Source organism: Nostoc linckia z4 (genome assembly GCF_002608075.1).
GTDB lineage: Bacteria > Cyanobacteriota > Cyanobacteriia > Cyanobacteriales > Nostocaceae > Nostoc > Nostoc linckia.
Window position 1 is genome coordinate 1 of sequence record NZ_LAHA01000108.1, and the last position, 14023, is coordinate 14023.

The 14023-nt window shown below is 41.0% G+C and carries 10 protein-coding genes and 1 CRISPR repeat array; of the genes, 4 read left to right on the top strand and 6 right to left on the bottom strand.

The window, feature by feature from the left end; genetic code table 11:
* Positions 1-298: 298 nt before the first annotated feature.
* From VF06_RS37850 to VF06_RS41830, 3 genes are all read right to left on the bottom strand, one after another.
* Positions 299-862, bottom strand: coding sequence for a pentapeptide repeat-containing protein (locus tag VF06_RS37850; protein ID WP_099072389.1), 564 nt, complete (start codon positions 860-862; stop codon positions 299-301).
* A gap of 388 nt (positions 863-1250) precedes the next feature.
* Positions 1251-2984 (bottom strand): serine/threonine protein kinase, encoded by a 1734-nt coding sequence (locus tag VF06_RS37855; protein WP_099072390.1) that lies wholly within the window; start codon positions 2982-2984, stop codon positions 1251-1253.
* 107 nt (positions 2985-3091) lie between these two features.
* Entirely contained in the window at positions 3092-3340 is a 249-nt protein-coding gene (locus VF06_RS41830; RefSeq protein WP_180267640.1) for a hypothetical protein, read from the bottom strand.
* A 134-nt stretch (positions 3341-3474) separates the two neighbouring features.
* Here VF06_RS41830 and VF06_RS40000 point away from each other — a divergent pair, with 134 nt between their 5' ends.
* Positions 3475-3663, top strand: a complete 189-nt coding sequence (locus VF06_RS40000; protein WP_143873503.1) for a hypothetical protein — start codon at positions 3475-3477, stop codon at positions 3661-3663.
* An 8-nt stretch (positions 3664-3671) separates the two neighbouring features.
* Here the strand turns inward: VF06_RS40000 and VF06_RS37865 are convergent, their stop codons facing one another.
* A complete protein-coding gene (locus VF06_RS37865) occupies positions 3672-4454 on the bottom strand; it encodes a hypothetical protein (protein WP_257208164.1) in 783 nt (260 codons plus the stop codon).
* 406 nt (positions 4455-4860) lie between these two features.
* Between VF06_RS37865 and VF06_RS37870 the strand changes: the two genes are divergently transcribed.
* On the top strand, positions 4861-5298 hold the full coding sequence (locus tag VF06_RS37870; RefSeq protein WP_099072391.1) for an Hsp20/alpha crystallin family protein: 438 nt from the start codon (positions 4861-4863) through the stop codon (positions 5296-5298).
* A gap of 198 nt (positions 5299-5496) precedes the next feature.
* Here the strand turns inward: VF06_RS37870 and VF06_RS37875 are convergent, their stop codons facing one another.
* Positions 5497-5700, bottom strand: coding sequence for an RNA-binding S4 domain-containing protein (locus tag VF06_RS37875; protein ID WP_257207706.1), 204 nt, complete (start codon positions 5698-5700; stop codon positions 5497-5499).
* A gap of 441 nt (positions 5701-6141) precedes the next feature.
* Positions 6142-6768 (bottom strand): class I SAM-dependent methyltransferase, encoded by a 627-nt coding sequence (locus tag VF06_RS37880; protein ID WP_099072393.1) that lies wholly within the window; start codon positions 6766-6768, stop codon positions 6142-6144.
* 425 nt (positions 6769-7193) lie between these two features.
* Between VF06_RS37880 and topA the strand changes: the two genes are divergently transcribed.
* Positions 7194-9356 carry a type I DNA topoisomerase gene (gene topA, locus VF06_RS37885; protein ID WP_099072394.1) on the top strand — a complete coding sequence of 721 codons (2163 nt, stop codon included), beginning with the start codon at positions 7194-7196 and terminating at the stop codon, positions 9354-9356.
* A gap of 566 nt (positions 9357-9922) precedes the next feature.
* Positions 9923-11199: a CRISPR direct-repeat array (repeat unit 36 nt; unit sequence CTTTACCGATTGCCCTAAATCGGAATTAATGGAAAC).
* A gap of 547 nt (positions 11200-11746) precedes the next feature.
* Positions 11747-13960 (top strand): phosphoketolase family protein, encoded by a 2214-nt coding sequence (locus VF06_RS37890; protein WP_099072395.1) that lies wholly within the window; start codon positions 11747-11749, stop codon positions 13958-13960.
* Positions 13961-14023 lie beyond the last annotated feature (63 nt).

Sequence of the window (14023 nt, forward strand, 5' to 3'; positions counted from 1 at the left end):
AGGGGGCATGGGGCATTGGGCATGGGGCATGGGGCATTGGGCATTGGGCACTTGTACTGAGCGTAGCCGTTGGCGCAGCCTCTCGCAGAGAAGTATGGGGCAGGGGGAAAGAATTGGGTATTTTGTGAGATGGTATTATTCAAAAAGCGATCGCCCCATCTAGCAACATATCAGGACACAGTTAGCCAATCAGGGTTTATATTCCACACCACAATATTTTTTCCTGTTCAAACAGATGTAGAGACTAGCAATTGCTAGTCTCCAGGTGTGTGCAACCATTTTGTGGGAAAACCAAAATTTATTTGCCGTAGCAGGTTGTACCTGGAGTATTTTCGGGCTTGAAATCGTTACATTCTCTGTTATTTGGACGTTCTAAAGACCAACCGTAGGATTTGTCTGAGGTCACAACGCCATTAGTTAAAATTGTCAATCGGTAGTTTGCCCCCCGAAAATTGGTAAACAGCAATTTGGCATCCTTTAAGTTTGCTGCTTCTAAATTAGCGCTTATGAAACCTGCATAGGACAAATCAGCTTTTTCTAGGGATGCTGATTTTAAGTTTGCACCAGTTAACGAAGCACCAGTGAGATTAGCCGAATTTAGAATTGCACCCTCTAAATTCGCACCTGTGAGATCGGCATTTGTGAGATTCACTTGAGATAATGTCGCACCACTCAAATTAGCCCCACGCAAAATAGCTCCACTTAGATTCAGTTGAGTGAGGTCAGCACCACTCAAATCGCACCTGGGACAAGCATTTGTCGCCTTCAATAGTTCTAAGTCTTGCACGTTTGATGCAAAAGTCTGCCCTGCAAAACCAAAACTAGCTAACAGGGAGACGGTGGCGACAATCTTAAGTTTCATATTTTTTACAGATATTTACAAGAATGACAACTAATGTACGCTCGGTACTGTCATAATTACATATAGAACCTGCGAAGTGAATAACAGGCATGAAGCATTCATTAAGAAGCAATGAATATAAGATAAATTCTTGCGTTAGGACTACTCAAAGTAGAATCTAGGCTATACAATCGAGTCGTAAGGAACTATACCGAACCATTTATAGACTACCACATATGTGATCCCCCTAGTTCGATGAAAAAAAACGACTAGGGGGATCTTGTTTTTAGGATAGTTGGAGGGTTGACGGTTGACAGTTGACAGTTGACGGTTGACTGATTAGGGAGTATTTATTCTCATTTTCCCCATGCCCAATGCCCAATGCCCCATGCCCCATGCCCCATCTTCTTTACCTCCATCCCAAGAAACGCAATCCAGGGACAATTAAGTAAAAACTCACTCCTAACCAAAAGCTGAGAAACAAGCCTACGGAACCAAAAAAAATCAGTGGGTTGTATAACTGTGCCCAAGCTGGTTGAGTGGAAAATTCCAGCATTGCAGGTGCTAAGTTGATTAGAATCAAAGTTGCATAGGCGATCGCACTGCCAAAGGCTGCGAACACGGCATACACTATATGATGGCTGCGAAGTCCTAAACTCAGGGTGAGTAGGCAAACTCCCACCAAAATCATTGCTATTAAGCCTTCGCCGCTGTTTTTTGGGGTTATGAATTGCAAAATCAACCAGCCGAAGCCATAACTAACGATACCCATCAAGGAAGCTACTAAAAATCGCCGCCGTTGACCAAAACACCCGGATACTGTCAGCCCCCATGCGGTTCCCCAACCAGCAGCGAGAAAAACCAAAATATCTGCCCCGAATGAGGGTTGAGTGTTGGGAACTAATTGGTTAACCTGAATCGAAAGGAATTCTACAATGCGAGGCCCTAAGCTTGTGCGATAGGCCAAAATAAAACCAGCGATCGCGCCAAAACAAGCCCCAAAACTAGTCAGCATCATCGCCCAAATTGTTGCCAAACAAGCTTTGATAATTCTCAGGATGGTTTGAACAATAAATATAATGGTTTGATTGACGCCTTGGCTAAATTGACCTAAACCTTGTTCAACGGCTTGTGTTAGCTGTGTCAATTTCTGGGAGGCTTGGGTTGAGGTTTGCTTGAGCTTGTCTTTTAGTTGGGAAAATAATTTTGGCGGTGGTAATGGTTGAGAAATCTTTGCGAGGCGTTTTTCAATTATCGCTGCATTTAAAGGACGCGATCGCACATCTTCCTGCACCATTTCATCCAGCAAGTCCGCTAACTCTGGGTTAACATTGGCTTCGGTGCGCCAGCGCAACTCACCAGTTTGCTGGTCTTCTAAATCTAAGGGATACTTGCCCGTTAGTAGTTCAATAATTGTTCGACCAAGGGCATAAAAATCCGCACCAGGCCCCACAATTCCCCCGGTTACTTGTTCTGGTGGACTGTAGCCAGAAGAAAATAATCGAGTGGAACTAGACCGCGAACCCACTTTTGAAGCGCTAACTTGTTTTGCTCCCCCAAAATCAATTAATACCAAGCGATCGCTTTTTGGTTCCCCTCCAAAGGTATCCAGCATCAAATTAGAAGGTTTGATATCTCGGTGAATAATTTGACGTTTATGTAATTCTTTTAAAATCTCTACTGCTTGGGCGAACCAATTTAAAACTAAATTCTCCGGACACCCTTGGGGATATTTTTGTAATATCTCCTCTAAAGTCTTTCCATTGATTTTTTCCATCACCAGACAAGGCAGTTGGTGTGGTTTGGGGTTAAACAAATTTACCTGAAAATAACCGTCAGCTTCAACTCTAGGCACACCGAGATGCTGTAATCTCGATAAAACATCCGCCTCTTGGGTAAATAATTCCAGTGCTTTTGGTGAATCTTCAACTAATACTTTCAGCACTTTCTCAGTTTGAGTTTTTTCATCCCAAACCGTGTAAATTTGAGCAAATCCCCCCGAACCCAAACGCTGAATCGGGATATAACGGTCTAACAACTGTAGAGGTGCGCCACAGCTGTTGCAAAATTTGTTTCCCCAAGGTTGAGGATAAGGACGTTGACAATCAGGATTTATGCAGTGAACCTTAGAAAAACTGTACATCAACGCTTTTAGGCACAATGAATGCTAGCTCGTTTGATGCTCAAATCCCCTACTTTTAGCATTGTCTGTATAAATTATTGATATATTTTTATACTCAATAACTATACTCAAGCAATGCTCACCCTCTGAGGGAAGGCAGAATCAAAGCTTATATCTATCTTAAATCCTAGAAGTTGTTCATGCTCATCAATAGACCTGTCTTGAAAATAGGGCATTGGGCATTGGGCATTGGGCATGAGAAGATTGATTTTTATTATTCCTTGTGAGCGCTTACCATGCCAAAACTCCATGTCGCCAACCCCATAACTTGCGGTATCGACAGATGTGGCATCTTCTCTGATACTATGCCTGTCCATTGTTTGAGATACTCATTTTTCAGCATTTGAGTCTCATCCACACTCTGGTTTTCAACTTTTATTTTCTAGCTTTGAGAATGAACACTCACACCCTTGTAAAAAACTTACACCTGTCAGGATGGGGAGGTGGGGAGATGGGGAGGTGGGGAGAATCAATTCTGGTACCAATTCACCAAAATATTGATACACATACAATAATCTGTAGGGGCGAACGGCTGTACCCTGCGGGAAGGCAGAGCCTACGCCCTTACGCTTGTATTTGTATCATTTATAAAGTGAAATGGTATGAAGTTTCCAGTCAACAGTCAACACTCAACAATTAACACTCTTTTTAAAGCAATCTCTTATCTTTGATTTGCTGAGATGTGGCTTCCATAAAGTTGATGAAAACCTGTATTATCTGATGAATTCCCTCGCTACCTCCTGCAATTAATCCTCCTGTTAATAAGGTATCTAAAGTACGAAAAATAACTAACTGTATTTGATTATTTGCATCGATAATTACCAATGGTTCGATTGAACGAATACCTATAGCACTGATTAAAAGACCAAATAAAAGGGATGTCCAGAGGGCAATTGTTCGCGTATCGGCTTTATAGGCTGCTCTTTGGCGTTCTTTGACAGTTAAATCATCAATTTCTGGTTTGGCTACTAATAATACTTCTTCTTGGCTCTGGATAAAATTTTGGATAATTTGTTGTTCTAAGCTCATTCCTTCTGGCGGGAGAATACTGGCTTGGTTAGATTGAAAGCCAGCAATATTACTTTGTTGATTTTGCTCTTTGACTAGTTTTAATTTTTCATCAATGAGAATTTTTTGTCGTTGAATCTCAATATCTAATTCTTCGACAATTGAACTGCGCCAAGTAGTTATAAAAACTTCTAAAGAACGCTCTAACAACAAAGATATAAATAATGGTAGTGTCAGTATTTGTATAATATCATTCAGTCCAAAAGGTCTGAAAATAAATGGTTGAGATGATAACCAAGTTGAAAAAGTTACTACTAGAAAGCTAATAATAATTAATACAATAAACAGAGGAGATTCTGAAGAAAGCCTCAGCAAAGTTTCTATACTCCTTTGGGGTGTCACAATATCAGGTGAGAACTGCACCTGCTGAGTAACTTAACAAGGTTAATTTGATAGAACAGTAAATAATTGGGGTTGCTGAATGGATGATTGAGGCTGACACAGGGACACGGAGACGCTGCGCCTCTGGTCAATAGGCAATGGGCAAGAGGTAAGAGGCAATAGGCAACAGGGTTATAAAAGAGTAAATTATAGGGAATTTTGTTCAAAAATCAAATAGGATTTTTGTATTAGTCGTTCTGGTTTACCGAACTGAACAAGTAGAGTAAACCGTAATCTTTTTTCATGCTTAACTTGGTGCGGTAATCCTCATTTTCTTGGTGATAATAACCGAATTTACAGCATTTTAAACTCGAAATAATATCAAAAGTAAGCACACAGACAAGTGCAAAAACAAATAAACAAAAGCTAATTAATGAGAGGAAGAGTTATGGCAGTAGTTCGTTGGAATCCTTGGAGAGAAATCGATACTCTACAACGTCAAATTAACAATTTGTTTGAAGAGACTATAACACCATCTAATTCCTTTGACAAAAACTTAGTCAGAGTTCCGGCTGCGGAATTACAAGAAACTGAAGATGCTATTTATCTAAAGCTAGAACTACCAGGAATGTCAACTAAAGACCTGGACATTCAAGTAACAGAAGATGCTGTTCACATTAGTGGCGAACGTAAATCTGAGCATCAAATTGAACAAAAAGGTACTATTAAGAGCGAATTTTATTACGGCCAATTTCAACGTGTAATTCCTTTAACTGCTAGAGTTCAAAATACCAAAGTGACTGCTGAATATAAAGATGGTATTTTGAGCTTGACACTGCCTAAAGCTGAGAAAGAAAGGAATAAAGTTGTCAAAATTAATTTGTAACAGCCTACGATTTAAGCAGTTGTGAATAAATTACTCTACCTCATTTAATTGATGAAGGGACTTCCAAGTAAAAAAATATTCCATAGAAGATAGTCAACGACCTGAACCGGAATAATTTATTTATGGAGTTCCCTAATTAATTGACATAGCTAAAAACCCGGCCATCAAAATGACCGGGTTTTTTGTAACCATTGCTAATTATTCAATGACATCACCGACTTTAAAAGTTTTTCCTGCCACTGTTACTTGGTCGGTTGACAGTAATTGCCGTCTTCGCCGCGTTTCAATTGTGCCATTGACTTTAACGTTACCATCAATAATCATCAGTTTGGCTTGCCCTCCGGTTGGGGCTATACCCACCAACTTTAAAAACTGGTTGAGTTGAATCATGTTGTCATTTATCAATACTAATTAATGTTGTAAGGGACTTCCAAGTAAAAAATATTCCATAGAAGACTGTTGACTGTTGACCTTTGACAGTCAGCAGTCAACAGTGAACAGTCAACGACCTAAATCGGAATGATTTATTTTTTGGAGTTCCCTAAACAGTGGCGTTTGAGCAACGAACCCCAAACTTAACATTAGCATTAGTATAGGTCATTGGAAAAAACGGTTTGAAATCAAGGAAGATGTTTTTATCCGGTGGGAAAAAACGAGAATATTGAGAAATTGATCTAAAGTATTTAGAATGAAATGGCAGAGAAACTTGGTTAATTAAACCCCCACCTTTTATATTTCATCATCCTTTTTTCAAACCTTTTTGATGGTTAGCTGCACTGGCTAGCATAACAACGAAGCTCAACGGATGCAATGGAGCATATTAGAACTATTGTTAGCAGCTTGTTAGCTTTTTTTGATTGCCCATTGCCTATTTTCGTTGTCGGAGTATATGAGAGTATATTTCCCTGAACTCACAAACTCATTTACAGCTTGATAAACTCCATAATGCCTACGATTTGGGTCTGGCTGCCAATCATCGCCTGCTATTATACCATCCTCTTTGACTTTGCTCTCTAGTAAATGCAATTCCTGTTTAGTATGTTCGTATTGATGAGATGTATCGATGTAAACCCAATCAAAATATCCATCGGGAAATGTGGCAACTACTTGAAGATCGTCGCCCACATGTATCAAAATACGTCCATCTTCAATTTCTTTTTTGAAGGTTTGCAGAATTGTTATTAAAGCATCAACTGTACTTTGATTACCGTTTGCCCATTCCCAACGACTTGATAAGAAATACCAAGGATCGACGAGGTGCAATTTTTGTGGCTGGGCATATTTGAGAAGAGTGGGGGACAGATGACCTTTGAATACTCCTAGTTCCGCACCAATTCCATTTTTCGGCAAAAATTGTTCTATGAATTCTATTCTTTTGCGTTTTCTGCGTACCTCTAATTGTCGATCCACATACTCCCATTTTTTTATGGGAGTGTGTTCTATCATACCTTTCACTAAACTAGTTAACATGGTATTACTCTCCAATACAGGATGGATAGAATCTTTTCATACAATAGATTAATTACGAGATTTTGCACAGTTTTTTTAAAAAAGCTTCAATAGACTTCTTGCAGAAGTCTAATATTATTTTTTATGAGGCTGTACCAATCTTATTTCTTTCTTTACCTACTAACTTGCAGGTTCTGTATTAGTGGTAGGTGTTTATGGGCTTTTAGTGTTTGTATTCGTAATTTATGAAGCACTTTCAGGCATAATTAATATAAATATGAGTAATTACTGAGAATTACGGCATATTTCTTCCTTTGAGAACAAACTTTAGCTAAGTGTAACAATTTTTAAACAAGCCAATTAATATAGTACTTTTATACTAAGATATGTGATTGCCTAGTGCGATCGCCACTCGCAATATCTCAGGACTATTCAACGCAGGTGCTATGCCCAAACGCCTCCTTGTGGTAGAATCTCCCGGAAAAGTCAAAAAACTCAGTCAAATCCTGGGTTCTGAATGGAAAGTTCTCGCTAGCTGCGGCCATATCCGCGAACTTAGCAATGAAGGAGAAGATTCACTGGGCTTTAGTATGGATGGTAGTCGGATTCAGTGCAATTATATTCCCCGCGACCAACGAGCAAAGGAAACCATTCAGAAACTAAAAGCCGCCCTTAAACAAGTTGATGAAGTTGTCATCGCCACCGACCCAGACCGGGAGGGAGAAACAATTGCTTGGCATATCAAAGAAGTGCTGGGATTAAAGGAACCAAAACGAGTAATTTATACAGAAATTACAGCATCAGCGGTGCGAGAAGCGATCGCCAAACCCAGAAAACTAGATTTAAACTTAGTAGGTGCGGGACAGTGCCGTGATTGTTTGGATAAGTTAGTGGGCTATAAAGGCAGTCCCTTAGTTTGGGCATTAAAGAACGGGGCAAAAAGCGTCGGTCGAGTGCAAAGCGCCACATTACACTTGATTTGTCAACGCGAACAAGAAATTCAAACATTTGTACCCCAAGACTACTGGAGTGTTTGGGTAGATTATGCCGAAGGATTTCGGGCTTTCTACAAAGGAACAGTTAATTCTGAGGCAGACACACCAGAACAAAAAGCTGAAGCTGATGACGATGCAGCCACAAATACTACACAAGCACCAGAAAGTAAGCGTATTCTCTCGGAAGCAGAAGCAAACAGGTTAGTTGAAGAAGCACGCCGCCATCCCCATCAAGTTATTAAGTTTGAAGGGAAAATAGTTCATCGCCAACCACCTCCTCCATTCACAACTTCTACTCTGCAACAAGCAGCTGGTTCCAAGCTGAGATTTTCTCCAGACAAAACCATGCAAGTTGCCCAAAAGCTTTACGAAGCCGGGTTAATTACATATATGCGAACAGATTCAGTGATGTTGAGTCCTGAATTTTGTGCCAGTGCGCGTCAATGGTTAGAACAAAATGACCCGCAGAATGTACCGCAGTCCTTAGCCAAACATCGCAGTGCTAAATCTGCTCAAGAAGCGCATGAAGCCATCAGGCCAACAGATGTTTTCCGTCCTTCAGCAGAATTACGAATAGAATTGCCAGCCGATGACTTTAATTTATACGTGATGATTTGGAAACGGGCAATAGCTTCTCAATGTCGTGCCGCCCAACTCCGCAAAACCCAGATAATTACTCAATCTGGAAATCTGCTGTGGCTTTGTAATGGACAAGTAATTGAATTCTACGGTTATGCCCGGTACTGGAATAATCTCAGTAAAGATACAGTGATACCACAGTTGCAACAGGGGCAGATACTAACATTAAAAGATGCACAGCATGAAAAGAAACGAACGCAACCACCGCCTCGATACAGCGAACCAAAATTAGTACAACTAATGGAACGCAAAGGTATTGGTCGTCCTAGTACCTATGCTCCCACCGTCGCCACTTTGAAAAAGCGCGATTATGTGCAGTTAACCAAAGATAGTCTGCAACCAACGGCTTTGGGTTTAGAAGTTGATGCATTTTTACAAAAAGCCCTACCGGATTTACTAGAGGCGGAATTCACCGCTAAGATGGAAGATGCTTTAGATGCGATCGCCATTGGCAAACAAAGCTGGCAACAATATTTAAGCACCTGGAATCAGGAATACTTTGCCCCAGCTTTAGCAAAAGCCAAAACTGTGGCTGTAAACACGACATCTGCAAACAAAGCTTCACCCACAGCAGAACGCAAATATGAAACATCCAAAACTCGCTGCCCTGAATGCCAAAATTTTCTAGCTAAAATTAAGAGTAGCAAACTCAAAAAGAAATACTTCCTCAAATGTGTTAGTGGCTGTGAAAACGTCGTGCTTTTTTGGAGCGACTTAAGCAAAACTTGGGAAGTACCGCGCAACAAAGTATCCAAGGAAGAAAGTCTTCCAAAGGCTGCAACGAAACTAACTTCATACTCTTGTCCAGTATGTAAAAAACCATTAGAAGAATACAGCTACATTAAAGAAGGACAGAACAAAACAATGCTACGTTGTTCTAACCCCCAATCTCGTCAGGACAAAAAACATCAACAAGTAGCTTATTTTTCTACACAAAAAGGTTGGTGGAGTCCTAAATTTGGCGAGTTAAATTAACTTCGGCGAAATAGTGCATTAGTAAACTCTTGTGGGGTGGGCATCCTGCCCGCCCGGACGGGTGAGGACACCCATCCCACAATAAACAATGTTTTTAAGTAGATGGACATAAATAAATATAATATGTTCTGTCATTGCGTTCGCGTAGCGTCTCGTAGAGAGCGAAGCGAAGCAATCCCAGAGACTTTGCGATTGCTTCGCTTCGCTCGCAATGACATCTTAGATTTAATCATGACTATCTACTTAGTTGCGCCTTAGCACCTTCCAAACAATAAAGCTAATGCACAACTTTAGTCTAGACACGCCACTACCTTTTCTAATGAGGAAGATTTATCTCACGCAAAGGCGCATAGTCGCACAGAAGATGAGGAGTTTTAGATGTTCATCGACACCAGTCGGGAAATTGCCAAAACACTATATTTTTCGTTGAGTGGTGTCGATTCCTTGCTGCGTAACGATTTGAGGTATGTGTGTTGTTGAATTTCACACAACATATATAATGTTTTTTAGAGTGGTGTCGATTTGGCGGCTGAAAGCCTTACGGGGCAAAGGCTCCTGAACGAACTCTTTACCGATTGCCCTAAATCGGAATTAATGGAAACCTAATGAAGTTTGGTAAAGAAAGGGTTTCAACTAATTCTTTACCGATTGCCCTAAATCGGAATTAATGGAAACTTAAAGATTTTTAGTTCAACAATTATGCCAAACTTTACCGATTGCCCTAAATCGGAATTAATGGAAACTTTATTGCGTTCCGGATTACCAATATTTTGGATGGACTTTACCGATTGCCCTAAATCGGAATTAATGGAAACAGACTGAGTTGTGGTTGCCACAATCACCAGTAGGAAGCTTTACCGATTGCCCTAAATCGGAATTAATGGAAACATATTCTTGTAATTGATTTTCAAGGATTAATGCACTACTTTACCGATTGCCCTAAATCGGAATTAATGGAAACATTAAGCCAAATGTTGCCTTAAGGTTTTCTTCAACCCCTTTACCGATTGCCCTAAATCGGAATTAATGGAAACTTCTTGATTCCCCCAGTAGAGAAGCGAGATTTCGTCCGGCTTTACCGATTGCCCTAAATCGGAATTAATGGAAACCTTGCTGGTTCCAAATCTGCGAGATTTGCCTTTATCTTTACCGATTGCCCTAAATCGGAATTAATGGAAACACGAGCAGTCCTGCGGTTGAACAGCATACAGCGTGTGCTTTACCGATTGCCCTAAATCGGAATTAATGGAAACGATTGATGTAAACATAAACATTAAACTCTTGAACAACTTTACCGATTGCCCTAAATCGGAATTAATGGAAACAGCATTGAATGGTTGGTCGGGTTCCCATGAACCGCAACCGCTTTACCGATTGCCCTAAATCGGAATTAATGGAAACTTGCAGTAGTAGCAACTGCGCTGTTGGCGACTGCATTTAGCCTTTACCGATTGCCCTAAATCGGAATTAATGGAAACAATGTTATAAGCAATCCTCCAACATCACCTTGTATGCTTTACCGATCGCCCTAAATCGGAATTAATGGAAACATTATGGTTGCTTCAAAATCGTTTTCGCAGTCTCTGTCTTTACCGATCGCCCTAAATCGGAATTAATGGAAACTCGCCTTTCATGAGAAAATGCAGAACGCGGTTTTTTACTTTACCGATCGCCCTAAATCGGAATTAATGGAAACTCGCCTTTCATGAGAAAATGCAGAATGCGGTTTTTTACTTTACCGATCGCCCTAAATCGGAATTAATGGAAACTCAAATTCTTCACTGGTAACTTGACACTCACCCATTGCTTTTACCGATCGCTAAAAATCGGAATTAATGGAAATCTATCGAAAAGCCAGATCCCCGACTTCTAAGTCTGGGATCTTTTTTTTCACGAAGGATTTAATTGCTTATTGCATTAAAATCTGACGGATTAAAATACTCATCATCTCGCCAGAATTACCCATTGGTACTAATGGACTTTACTCGCCAACGTTAGCCCAGCCAATGACTTACAAATAATGAATTGTGCTGGTAAGTAGGTCAACTTAATTAAACATAAAACAATGGTAGGGTGCGTTATCGCAAAGCGTAACGCACCTCAATTGCTATAGTACAGTCTACAGAGGTGCGTTAGCCTACGGCATAAGACACCCTACATTTATTGACATCTACGTATGACGTTTTTTTAGGTTGAGCTACTTAACGGCTTTTACATAACCTATCAATGTATTGCCTAAACTAACGTAATTTTTCGTTAGCTAACCATTTAAACTACTTATCCTAACGTTGCAAAAAAGCAATAAACTGTTACAACATCAAACGATGTAGAATTTTTGTTGAATTCAAAGAGCATCTACAGTTTTATTTCATCGTCATAAGGTACTCAGCATGACCGCAATCACCCCAAAGGCATCTTCAGCGCTTCCCAATTTTTCTGAAGGAATTCAATATTTTGGCGAAGCACTACCAGATTTTGAAACTTATGGAGCCACCCCTGCGATAGAATCGGGCAATGTAGCGATCGCATCTCCCACAGACAAAGCAGCAGTATATCAAACTTTGCTCGCTGCTGATGCCCTACGCTATTTAACTTTACAAATTACTGGTAGTAAAGCCTCTGGACATCCCGGCGGATTCGCTAGCCAAGCGGAAGCTTATGCATCTCTTGTCATGCTGGGATACAAGAACATTATCACCGAAGTGGGACACCATGCCCCCGGATTTTATAGTGCCATGTTCTTGGATCGTTCGCTAGAGGACATGGGAATTTATACAGTCCAACAATTGCGCGATCGCTTCCGGGAAAAGCACGGTCTTTTAGGACACCTTTCTGGTTACATACCTGGTATTCTCGCACCTGCGGGGCCTTTGGGACAAGGACAACACTTTGCAATGGCGGCTGCATTGTTGCACAAAGATAAGTTATTTCCCTTTACAGTTGGCGATGGTGGATTGGGTGAGCCTTATATTGTAAGTGGAATTGCACATTTCCATACTGCTTATCCTACCGTTACCAATTTCTTGCCGATATTGGTGTGGAATGGTTACAGCCAAGAACACCACAGCATGGTTTCTCTCAAAACCAACCAACAAATGCAAGCATATTGGCAAGGTAATGGTTTTGATGAAGTGGTGTTAGTGGATGCTAAGGATTTTGACGACCAAAATCAATCCGGTGATTATGTTGATAGTACGGCTTTTTCCTTTGCAAAGCGTTTGGAATTTACCCAAGCAGTACTTGAGGGTGTAGATAAAGCAGCGCGATCGGCATTGGGTGGCAAGCTTACTGTTTTTATTATTAAACAATTAAAAGGTGCAGGAGTCCACGCGCGGGGTGCAAAATCTCACAACCTTTATCCTAAAGATACGTTGGATGCACCGCATATTGTCAGTGCCCTGAAAACTCGCGCTTTATCTGCCCCAGCTTGGCAATTAGTCAGAACAAACGCCGAACGCGCAGGTGGCGGCCCCGCAGCCAAAACAGTGGTGACAGAATTTGAATTACCATTACCAGAATTAGGGGAATTACCTTTAGAAGAATATGCAGTGGGTGGGGAACCAAAAGTTTCTACAACTGCAATGGGAAGATTGGTAGGAATTGTTGGACAAAAAGATAAAAATTTCCTGGTCACCAACGCCGATGGTAACGAAGCATCAGGAATTGCTAATATCAACCAAGCATTAAAAATCATCCACCCCACAACCGACGATTTATATAATCAAGCGCCAAACGGACAAGTTTACGAACCTTTGAGCGAAGATGCTTGTGCAGGTTTAGCAGTTGGTTTGTCCTTAATGGGTGCGAGGACTTTGTGGTGTTCCTACGAATCTTTTGCCATCAACGGATTACCAATTTGGCAAACCGTCACCCAAGCAATGGCAGAATTGCGGCGTCAAACTCCCTCTACTATTACTTTATTTACAGCCGGTGCATTAGAGCAAGGACGTAACGGTTGGACTCACCAACGTCCAGAAATTGAAGCTTATTTTGCTTCCATGATGCGAAATGGCAATGTTTTTCCATTATTTCCCCCCGATGCTAACAGTATCCAAGTTTGTTATGACTGGGCATTGCAAACTAAAAATAAGGGAATTGTAATTACTGCAAGTAAATCGCCATTGCCAATTCGCATTACCTTAGAACAAAGTCGCCAAGGTTTAAAAGATGGCGCAGTGGTATTGCATGAGGTTCCTGGCGATAAACAAGTTGTATTTGCTGTCATTGGCGATATGACATTAATGCCAGTATTTGAAGCGGCTACTTTTTTAGAAAATGAAGGTATTGGTGCAAAGATAGTTTCTGTGATTAACCCCAGACGTTTATATCGTCTTTATGATACTGCTTGGGATACTTGTTCTGAACCTGATGGCGATTTTTTGGATGATGGAAAATTTGCCGAATTATTTGATGGCGATGCGCTAATTGCTGTGACTGGTGGCGCACCTGCAATGCTGGAACCAATTTTGTTACGGAGTACAGCCAAGCGCGATACTTTTGCGTGGAGACGTGGCGAAACTACAGCCAGTGCTGGAGAGTTGATGGCCTTTAATGGCTTGACTGCTGAAGCGTTGACCAAAAGAGCGATCGCATTAGTGCATTAAAACTATCGGGGAAAGGGAAGGGGAAGGGGAAGGGGAAAAGGGGAAAGGGGAAAGGGGAAAGGG

Coding starts and splice junctions, on each gene's coding strand:
- VF06_RS40000 (WP_143873503.1), top strand. CDS start 3,475: ATGGGGAGGTGGGGAGAATCAATTCTGGTACCAATTCACCAAAATATT.
- VF06_RS37850 (WP_099072389.1), bottom strand. CDS start 862: ATGAAACTTAAGATTGTCGCCACCGTCTCCCTGTTAGCTAGTTTTGGT.
- VF06_RS37890 (WP_099072395.1), top strand. CDS start 11,747: ATGACCGCAATCACCCCAAAGGCATCTTCAGCGCTTCCCAATTTTTCT.
- topA (WP_099072394.1), top strand. CDS start 7,194: ATGCCCAAACGCCTCCTTGTGGTAGAATCTCCCGGAAAAGTCAAAAAA.
- VF06_RS37880 (WP_099072393.1), bottom strand. CDS start 6,768: ATGTTAACTAGTTTAGTGAAAGGTATGATAGAACACACTCCCATAAAA.
- VF06_RS41830 (WP_180267640.1), bottom strand. CDS start 3,340: ATGGACAGGCATAGTATCAGAGAAGATGCCACATCTGTCGATACCGCA.
- VF06_RS37855 (WP_099072390.1), bottom strand. CDS start 2,984: ATGTACAGTTTTTCTAAGGTTCACTGCATAAATCCTGATTGTCAACGT.
- VF06_RS37870 (WP_099072391.1), top strand. CDS start 4,861: ATGGCAGTAGTTCGTTGGAATCCTTGGAGAGAAATCGATACTCTACAA.